The sequence below is a fragment of the Pseudophaeobacter sp. C1-32P7 genome (assembly GCF_041008775.1).
In the GTDB taxonomy this organism is placed as follows: Bacteria; Pseudomonadota; Alphaproteobacteria; order Rhodobacterales; family Rhodobacteraceae; genus Phycobacter; species Phycobacter gallaeciensis_A.
This window is the reverse complement of sequence record NZ_JAXGFR010000045.1, coordinates 1-7,905: the sequence shown is the minus strand read 5'-3', so window position 1 is coordinate 7,905 and position 7,905 is coordinate 1. Positions and strand designations below refer to the sequence as shown.

Here is a 7,905-nt window from a genome sequence, read left to right as displayed (position 1 = left end):
CCGTAGTACAAATCGTGCCTGTTGACCGGGACTCCACGGGGCTGATATCCCTTATTTTGCTGATGCTTGCCGTGCCAACGGTGCCTGTAACGGGAATAGAACAACCGTCTTGGGGCACCACTTTCCAGCCAGTTCGAATTTTCCGACCAGCCTCAGTTTTGCATGTTCAGAGCCTCTTGGGGCTCTTTCAGGCGAAAGGTCTCTGCCGTCTCACCCAATTGAACACGAGAGACGGCAGATCATGGGTCAGATCCGGCTGTGCGGCGCCGCGCAGTCTGGCGGTTACTTGGCGTCTTTTTCGGCCACGTCTTCAGCGCGCTCCGTGTCGCCGTTTTCCGGCTCAGCGTTCTGATCGTCCTCGGCCCGGTCATCCGCTGCGCTGACATCGTCGGAATTGTCAGGCGCATCCGCATCGATCAATTCCGCTTCGGGGATATCCCCGGCCTCCGGGGCTACGGCAGGTTTCGCCGCGCCGGTGATCAGCGGCAGCATGTGGGCGCCCGTTGCGCTGGCGAATTCAGCGGTTTCGGGGCGCTTCCAGCTGAGCGTGTCAAAGCTGGTGCAATGTTCGCAGACCGGCGCCCATTCCGCGTGAATGTGGTTGCAGTTCTCGCAGACCCATTGTGGACCCCGCGGCGCGGTCAGCGCGCGGGTCAGCCAGCCCTGAACCACCGCATCCGGGGCACCTTCGCCCCGTTCGATCGCAGCCATCAGAGTGAGGGCGCGGGCATCCGGCGCCCGTTCGGCCAGATCGCCCAGGGCCCGGCGCGCCTCGGGATAATCTTCGGCCACGATGTTCAACTCGGCCATCACCAGACGGGTTTCGTCGTCATGCGGTTTCAGGCGCGCCAGCTGGCCAAAGCGCTTGACCCGCTCGGCGGCGGTTTCTGTCGGTTCGATTTCGGAAAAGGCATGCGCCAGGTCGGGGTGCGGCTGTGCCTCCCAAGCCTTTTTCAGAACCCGGACAGCATTACGGGTCTTGCCCTTGGCGATATAGGCGCGCGCGGCCATGGCTGCGGCAGGCACCAGATCGGGCGACAGGCGGTTGGCCTCGATGGCCTGTTCGCGCTGCTCCACGGTTGCGCCTTCCTCGATCACCCCTTGGGAGGCCGAAAGCGCCAGCACCGCGTCGCGCCGTTTGAACACATCGCGGGGCAGGGTGCCGGTCTTCAGCTTGGTCGCAAGCGTCTTGCGCGCCCCCGCCCAATCCTCGGCGCGGGCCTGCAGTTGCAGCAGCGTATCCTGTACCTCTTCGTGTTTCGGGCGCAGCGCCAATGCCTTTTCGGCCAGTTGCCGGGCGGTGTCGGTATCGCCGTCGGACAGCTTCTGCTTCATGATGCCGCGAATGCCGACGAACCGGGTGTTCTGATTGCCCAGCAGCCGTTTGTAAGCGGCAGCAGCCTTTTTGGTGTCGCCCGCCATTTCGGCCGCCTGCGCGGTTAGAAGATCGGTGAGTTCAGGTTTTTCCAGATAGCGCTCGGCGCGCGATGCCTTGGCCAGCGCCAGACGTCCCTCGCCCGAGGCCAGCGCCATCAGCCCGTCAGACAGCGCCTGATAACCCTTCGCCTCACGCCCCTTGTCGAAATAGCGCGACAGGGCGGTTTCATCGCCATTCAGGAATTTCAGCGTGGCGATCAGCAGCGACAGCAGTTTGAAGAACAGCCAGACGATCAGGACCAGCGCCACCAGCGCCATCACGGATTGCAGCGCGCCAAGGGTGTATTCAGTGCCTGCAACGGTGATCTGCACGCCCCCGGCGGTTTCCATCAGGATCCCCGCACCCAGAGCCAGCAGCGCGACGATTGCAACAAAGACGAGGATTTTCAGCAATGACCAGAGCATGGCAGGGTCCTTATTTCGCGTTCAGGCTTTGTGCCAGTTCATCCGCTGCGGCAACCGCAGCGACCCGGCTGCGGGCAGCCGATTCCCAGTCCGCCAGGGCGGTCCGGGCGGTTTCAGGCAGTGCGTCTAGTTCGGCCAGCGCATCGGCAATCTTGCCGTGATCCACCAACGCCCCGACGCGGGACAGGACCGCATCCGGATCGTCGCCTTCGCGCGGCGCAACCGAGCGCGCGCCGAGGTGACGTTTGAGATAATCCATCACGCCGCCGGTGCCCTTGGTCTCTTCCCGCGCAGCAGCAAGGGCGCTGCGGGCGGCCGGGGTGAAGCTATCGGCCAAGCCGGTGAGCGTTGCCACACCGCTGTCGGCAGGGGAGGTCAGCGCCTCTGGCACGGTAACATCAAGGGCTGCCAACTCGTCGGCAAGCCCCGCGTAGCTGGCGCCGCTATCGAGGCTGGAGCGCAGACGGGCCAGCACGGTCTGGGCGCTGGCGATACGGGCGGCCTCGGCGCTGGCCTCATCCATCTGGCGGGCCTCGGCGAGCATCTGTTCAACCTCGGCGCGTTGCGCGGCCAGGCTGTCCTGCAATTTGGCAAGCTGGGCATCCACTGCGGCAATGGCCTCGGGCGATCCGGCATCGGCCACCGGGCGTTGCTCTAGCGCAGTCAAACGCTCCACAAGCGCGGCAATCTCGGCCTCAAGCGCGTCACTTTGCGGTGCGGATAGATCACCAACGGTGCCTTCAACAGCGTCGATACGCTGCGAAAGCGGCGCGAGATCGGGAATGGAGATCCCCTCGACCTGCGTTTTCAGCGCCGATAGATCCGACCGCAAAGCGGCCTGCTCTGCTTCGATCGCGGTGACATCGACACTGGCCGGGCGCAGGCTGGGCGGCAGGATGCTGTTCAAAACGCCGCCTTGTCCCAGGGCAAATCCGATGACAGCAGCAACAGCTCCGCCAAGGACGGCTGAGCCAAAGCCACCGCGTTTTTCGACAACGCGTTCGATCACCTGTTGCGGTTCGGCGGGCGCCGGTTCAGGGGTTTCTGCGTCTGCGTCTGAGTCCGTCTCGCTCGATGCTTCGGCTTCGGCTTCGGCTTCGGCTTCGGCTTCGGCTTCGGCTTCGGCTTCGGCTTCGGCTTCGGCTTCGGCTTCGGCTTCGGAAGTGTCCCCTGGGCTTTCCTCTTGCGAGTCAACCGGTTCCGGGGTTTCGCCCTCAGTCACCTCTGATGCCGTCACATCATTGGCGTCCGACCCGGTCACATCATCCGAAGTTTTCTTGTCAGCCACGTCGGCATCTCCCTCAATTCTCACCGCTGCGACTCATGCTTGAATCCTGCGGTGCTGGCGCTCAACCCCAAGCGCGACATTACTTCCCGTGCGCGGGACCCTCAACCCGCGCCAAAGCATCTGCGGCATCACGGACCAGTGTACTCATCGCACCTGCATCGGGCGTGTTACATACCTGCAAGTCCCTGCAATTCAAGACTTTCAGTGGTTTCGCAACGGCTTCGCTCAGCGCAATCAGATGCAAATTCGACGCATCAGGACAAATCTGGGCGAAATGCCGCGCAGTTCGTGGCGAAAAAACCGGCACGATCAGCGACTGTTGCGACGTTATTGCCCGCAGCGCGTCTTCATTCAGTGGCAGCAGCTCCTGATCATAGATCACCTTCTCGCGGCAGGACAGCCCCGCAGCCGTCAGCCGCTGCGCCACATCACCCCGCGTATGACGCCCGTGCAGATGCAGTAAGGGCACGGGTGGGCGCATATCCACAAGGCGGGATACCAGTTCATCGGCGGTCTGGCCCAAACATTGCGCGGACCAGCCCGCGCGGATCGCCTCCGCCGTGGTGCGCTGCCCGACACAATAGGCAGGCAGATCCGTGGAAACCTGTCCGGTCGCCGTGGCAACCGCATTGGCAGAGGTAAAGATCAACCCGCGGACGCCCTGCGTATCCGTTGCCTCCAAGGCGCCAGATAATGGCTGAACCCGCATCAGCGGCGCATAGATCACGGTAAGCCCTGCGCGTGTCTCAGCAGGCAGGTCCTCCACGAACCGGCGGGCCGAGGGCAGCGGCCGCGTCATCAGCAAACCCACGGCAGGGCCGGTCTTCGGATCCGTCACATCGCGCTCCCGGGATTGTTTGCATCTGTCATAGGTGGTAGCCCCGGCGCCAACCTGATGCAATGGTAGCACGATGACACAAACCCTGACGATCCTTGGGCTGGAAAGCAGCTGCGACGATACAGCAGCGGCGGTGGTGCGCCAGACCGGAGATGCCCCGGCCGAGGTCCTGTCGTCGGTGGTTTTTGGCCAGACCGAACTGCACAGCGCCTATGGCGGGGTGGTGCCGGAAATCGCGGCGCGGGCGCATGCGGAAAAGCTGGATATCTGCGTGATCGAGGCGCTGAAAGAGGCCGGTGTCACGCTGAAAGACCTAGACGCGGTGGCCGTCACTGCCGGGCCTGGGCTGATTGGTGGGGTGATGTCCGGTGTGATGTGCGCCAAGGGGATTGCCGCCGCCACCGGCCTGCCGCTGATCGGGGTGAACCATCTGGCGGGCCATGCGCTGACGCCGCGGCTGACCGATGAGATTGCCTTTCCCTATTTGATGCTCTTGGTGTCCGGCGGGCATTGTCAGTATCTGATCGTGCGCGGACCAGAGGATTTCACCCGTCTGGGCGGCACCATCGACGATGCTCCGGGCGAAGCCTTTGACAAGACCGCGCGCCTTTTGGGCCTGCCGCAGCCCGGCGGCCCCTCGGTGCAGGCCGAGGCGGAAAATGGCGACCCCAAACGGTTCCGCTTTCCGCGCCCGCTGCTGGACCGGCCCGATTGCAACCTGTCCTTTTCGGGGCTGAAAACCGCGCTGATGCGGATGCGCGATCAGATCGTTGCGGAAAAAGGCGGGCTGACCCGGCAGGACCGCGCCGACCTTTGCGCCGGGTTTCAGGCCGCCGTGGTCGATACCCTCGCCGAGAAGACCCGCCGCGCCTTGCGCCTTTATCTGGATGAAAACCCGGCGTGCCCGACCGTTGCCGTGGCCGGCGGGGTCGCCGCCAATACCGCCATTCGCGCCGCACTGCAGGATGTCTGCGCCGAAGCATGCGCCACCTTCACCGCGCCGCCCCTGCGCCTGTGCACCGACAATGCCGCGATGATCGCCTATGCCGGGCTGGAACGGTTCCGATCTGGTGCGCGCGACGGGCTGGACCTGACCGCCCGGCCGCGCTGGCCGCTGGATCAGAGCAGCCCCGCGCTGCTTGGCTCGGGTAAAAAGGGGGCCAAGGCATGAGTGTTTCGGTTCTGGGCGCGGGCGCCTTTGGCACGGCGCTGGCGATTTCTCTGGCGGGCAATGGGCCCGTCACGCTTTGGGCGCGCAATAACGCCCATGCCGAGAAAATGCAGGCCAGCCGCCGCAATGTGGCCCGCCTGCCCGGCGTGGATCTGCCGCCAGAGCTGACCGTCACCTCGGATTTGGCCGAAGCGGCGGAAAGTGACACCATCCTGCTGTCCGTTCCGATGCAGCAATTGCGCGGGCTGCTGATGGCCGAAGGCGATGCGCTGGCGGGCAAGGCCCTGGTGGCCTGCTGCAAGGGGATCGAGCTCAGCACCGGGATGGGACCGGTTTCGGTGATCCGGGATTGCCAGCCACAGGCACAAGCCGCCCTGCTGACCGGCCCCAGCTTTGCCGCCGATATCGCGCGCGGCCTGCCCACGGCACTGACGCTGGCCTGCGAAGACCCTGCGCTTGGGTTGTCCCTGCAGGAGCAGCTGACCACGGCCAACCTGCGGCTTTATCGCACCACGGATACGGTGGGCGCCGAGTTGGGCGGTGCCTTGAAGAACGTGATCGCCATCGCCTGCGGTGCGGTGATCGGTGCAGGCCTTGGCGAAAGCGCCCGCGCGGCGCTGATGACCCGCGGTTATGCCGAGATGCAGCGCATGGCCCTGGCCTGCGGTGCCCGCGCCGAAACGCTGGCCGGATTGTCGGGCTTTGGCGATCTGACGCTTACCTGCAGTTCGGACCTGTCGCGCAACTACCGGCTGGGATTTGCCATTGGCCGGGGAGAGAGTTTCGATCCCTCCATCACCGTCGAAGGCGCCGCCACCGCCCGGGCCACCGCCGCCAAGGCCGAGGACATGCGGCTGGACATGCCGATCACACAAACCGTGGTCGCTTTGCTGGATGGCCGCTTGACGATTCATGACGCAACCGCTCAACTTCTGTCACGACCATTAAAAGAGGAATAAAATGCTTATAGCATTGATTGCACGCGATAAACCCGGGCATTTGGAAACCCGGATGGCGAATCGCACCGCGCATCTGGCCTATATCGAAGAGACTGGCGCCGTGGCGCAGGCAGGGCCGTTGCTGGATCAAAACGGCGAAATGGTCGGATCGCTGATCATTCTGGATGTCGAGGATATGGCCGCGGGCGAGGCCTGGGCGGCAAATGACCCCTACAACAAGGCAGGCCTGTTTGAGGCGGTCGAACTGATTACCTGGAAAAAGGTCGTCGGCTGATGGCCTATTGGCTGTTCAAATCCGAACCTTCGACCTGGGGCTGGCAGGACCAGCAGGCCAAGGGCGACGCGGGAGAGGAATGGGACGGCGTGCGAAACTATCAGGCGCGTAATTTCATGCGCCAGATGAAACTGGGCGACCGCGGGTTCTTCTATCACTCACAGAAAGAAAAATCCGTGGTTGGCATTGTCGAGGTCTGCGCCGAGGCGCACCCCGACAGCACCACGGATGATCCGCGCTGGGAGTGCGTGGATATCAAGGCGGTGCGCGGCTTCACCACGCCGGTATCCCTGGAGCAGATCAAATCCGATCCCCGGCTGGAAGAGATGGTGCTGGTGAAAAGCTCACGCCTGTCGGTGCAGCCTGTGAGCGAGGAAGAGTGGCGCATCATCTGCGATCTGGGCGGAACCGATCCGAACTGAGCCTTGGCTGGGTCGCAGGACCACATCCATGGACGCTTGGTCCAAATGCCTGTTCTGAAACGAAAAAGGGAAGGCCCAGCGAATGCAGGACCTTCCCTTCACCCCGCGTGCTCCGTAGCCACCACACGCGTATGAGAAATTCGGTTCCTGCCTTCCTGGCGGGTTGAACTATTGATAGCCCAGAGAAGTTGGATTCCGCAATTCATTAGCTTCGACAATACCGTTAAAATGCGAAACGCCCCGGGTGGGGGCGTTTGCAAACTGTGTATTTTAAAGGTGTTAACTGGCTTTGGCGGGGTTAGCCGTAAACCGCTTCCTTGCCGAAATGCTTGGTCAGCATGTAGTAGAAAACCGCCCGGTATTTGTTGCGCTCAGATTTGCCATAGATCTCGACGACCTTGTTGATCGCCTCCATCAGTTCAGGCCCGTCAGCAAGACCCAGTTTCTTGATCAGGAAGTTCTGTTTGACGGTTTCCAGCTCGCTCTCCTGGCTGGAGGCAACGGTGGAGGCATCCGCATCGTAGATCGCGGGGCCGCAGCCGATGGTCACCTTGGTCAGCAGGTCCATATCCGGATCCATGCCGCATTTGTTTTTCAGATCATCTGCATATTGTGCAATCAGGTCGTCACGTTTTCCCAAAGTCTTTTCTCCCTTCTGGGGCGGACCCGGCTCCGGATCCTTCCGGTCACATAATGGCCAGGATCAGCTTAAGGGCAGAACCCGACAGGGCAACGGGAATTTTTGCAATCCTGCCTCAAAGCCAGGCCTTTGCTGTCCGGGGGCAGGGAACCGGCACCGATCCGGTCTCTGCCTTGTAACAAAAAAGCCCCCGCATGATTTGCGGGGGCTTTGTGGTGTTCTGCTGTGAGGCCGGTCAGTAGCGGTAGTGTTCCGGCTTGAAGGGACCTTCGGGGGTGACGCCGATATAGGCGGCCTGCTCGGGGCTGAGCGTGGTCAGCTTGACGCCGATACGCTCCAGATGCAGGCGAGCGACCTTCTCGTCCAGATGCTTGGGCAGGATGTAGACCTCGTTTTTATACTCCTCACCGCGGGTCCAGAGCTCGATCTGCGCCAGAACCTGGTTGGTGAAGGAAGCCGACATCACAAACG

9 protein-coding genes are annotated in these 7,905 nt (G+C 62.8%); 4 read left to right on the top strand and 5 right to left on the bottom strand.

Features of this window, described 5'->3' with window-relative positions; translation table 11 throughout:
• Positions 1-282: 282 nt before the first annotated feature.
• The 3 genes from SM763_RS23545 to SM763_RS23535 form a co-directional block, all read right to left on the bottom strand.
• On the bottom strand, positions 283-1,842 hold the full coding sequence (locus tag SM763_RS23545; RefSeq protein WP_368999954.1) for a heme biosynthesis protein HemY: 1,560 nt from the start codon (positions 1,840-1,842) through the stop codon (positions 283-285).
• 10 nt (positions 1,843-1,852) lie between these two features.
• Positions 1,853-3,130, bottom strand: a complete 1,278-nt coding sequence (locus SM763_RS23540) for a COG4223 family protein (RefSeq protein WP_368999952.1) — start codon at positions 3,128-3,130, stop codon at positions 1,853-1,855.
• Between the two features lie 79 nt (positions 3,131-3,209).
• Positions 3,210-3,968, bottom strand: coding sequence for a uroporphyrinogen-III synthase (locus tag SM763_RS23535; RefSeq protein ID WP_368999950.1), 759 nt, complete (start codon positions 3,966-3,968; stop codon positions 3,210-3,212).
• A gap of 73 nt (positions 3,969-4,041) precedes the next feature.
• On the opposite strand from SM763_RS23535, the gene tsaD reads away from it, so the two are divergent.
• Genes tsaD through SM763_RS23515 form a run of 4 tightly spaced genes read left to right on the top strand, consistent with a single transcriptional unit; the run spans position 4,042 to position 6,794 of the window.
• Positions 4,042-5,139 carry a tRNA (adenosine(37)-N6)-threonylcarbamoyltransferase complex transferase subunit TsaD gene (tsaD, locus tag SM763_RS23530; protein ID WP_368999948.1) on the top strand — a complete coding sequence of 366 codons (1,098 nt, stop codon included), beginning with the start codon at positions 4,042-4,044 and terminating at the stop codon, positions 5,137-5,139.
• On the top strand, positions 5,136-6,098 hold the full coding sequence (locus SM763_RS23525; RefSeq protein ID WP_368999947.1) for an NAD(P)H-dependent glycerol-3-phosphate dehydrogenase: 963 nt from the start codon (positions 5,136-5,138) through the stop codon (positions 6,096-6,098). Before tsaD ends, SM763_RS23525 begins: the two co-directional genes overlap by 4 nt.
• A gap of 1 nt (position 6,099) precedes the next feature.
• Positions 6,100-6,372, top strand: a complete 273-nt coding sequence (locus SM763_RS23520) for a YciI family protein (protein ID WP_065272034.1) — start codon at positions 6,100-6,102, stop codon at positions 6,370-6,372.
• A complete protein-coding gene (locus SM763_RS23515) occupies positions 6,372-6,794 on the top strand; it encodes an EVE domain-containing protein (RefSeq protein ID WP_368999945.1) in 423 nt (140 codons plus the stop codon). Before SM763_RS23520 ends, SM763_RS23515 begins: the two co-directional genes overlap by 1 nt.
• Positions 6,795-7,092: 298 nt before the next feature.
• Here SM763_RS23515 and SM763_RS23510 read toward each other — a convergent pair whose 3' ends face one another.
• Both SM763_RS23510 and SM763_RS23505 read right to left on the bottom strand, forming a co-directional pair.
• Entirely contained in the window at positions 7,093-7,434 is a 342-nt protein-coding gene (locus tag SM763_RS23510) for a DUF2853 family protein (protein ID WP_065272032.1), read from the bottom strand.
• Between the two features lie 235 nt (positions 7,435-7,669).
• On the bottom strand, positions 7,670-7,905 hold a 236-nt coding region (locus SM763_RS23505; protein WP_368999943.1), incomplete at its 5' end, for an adenosylhomocysteinase.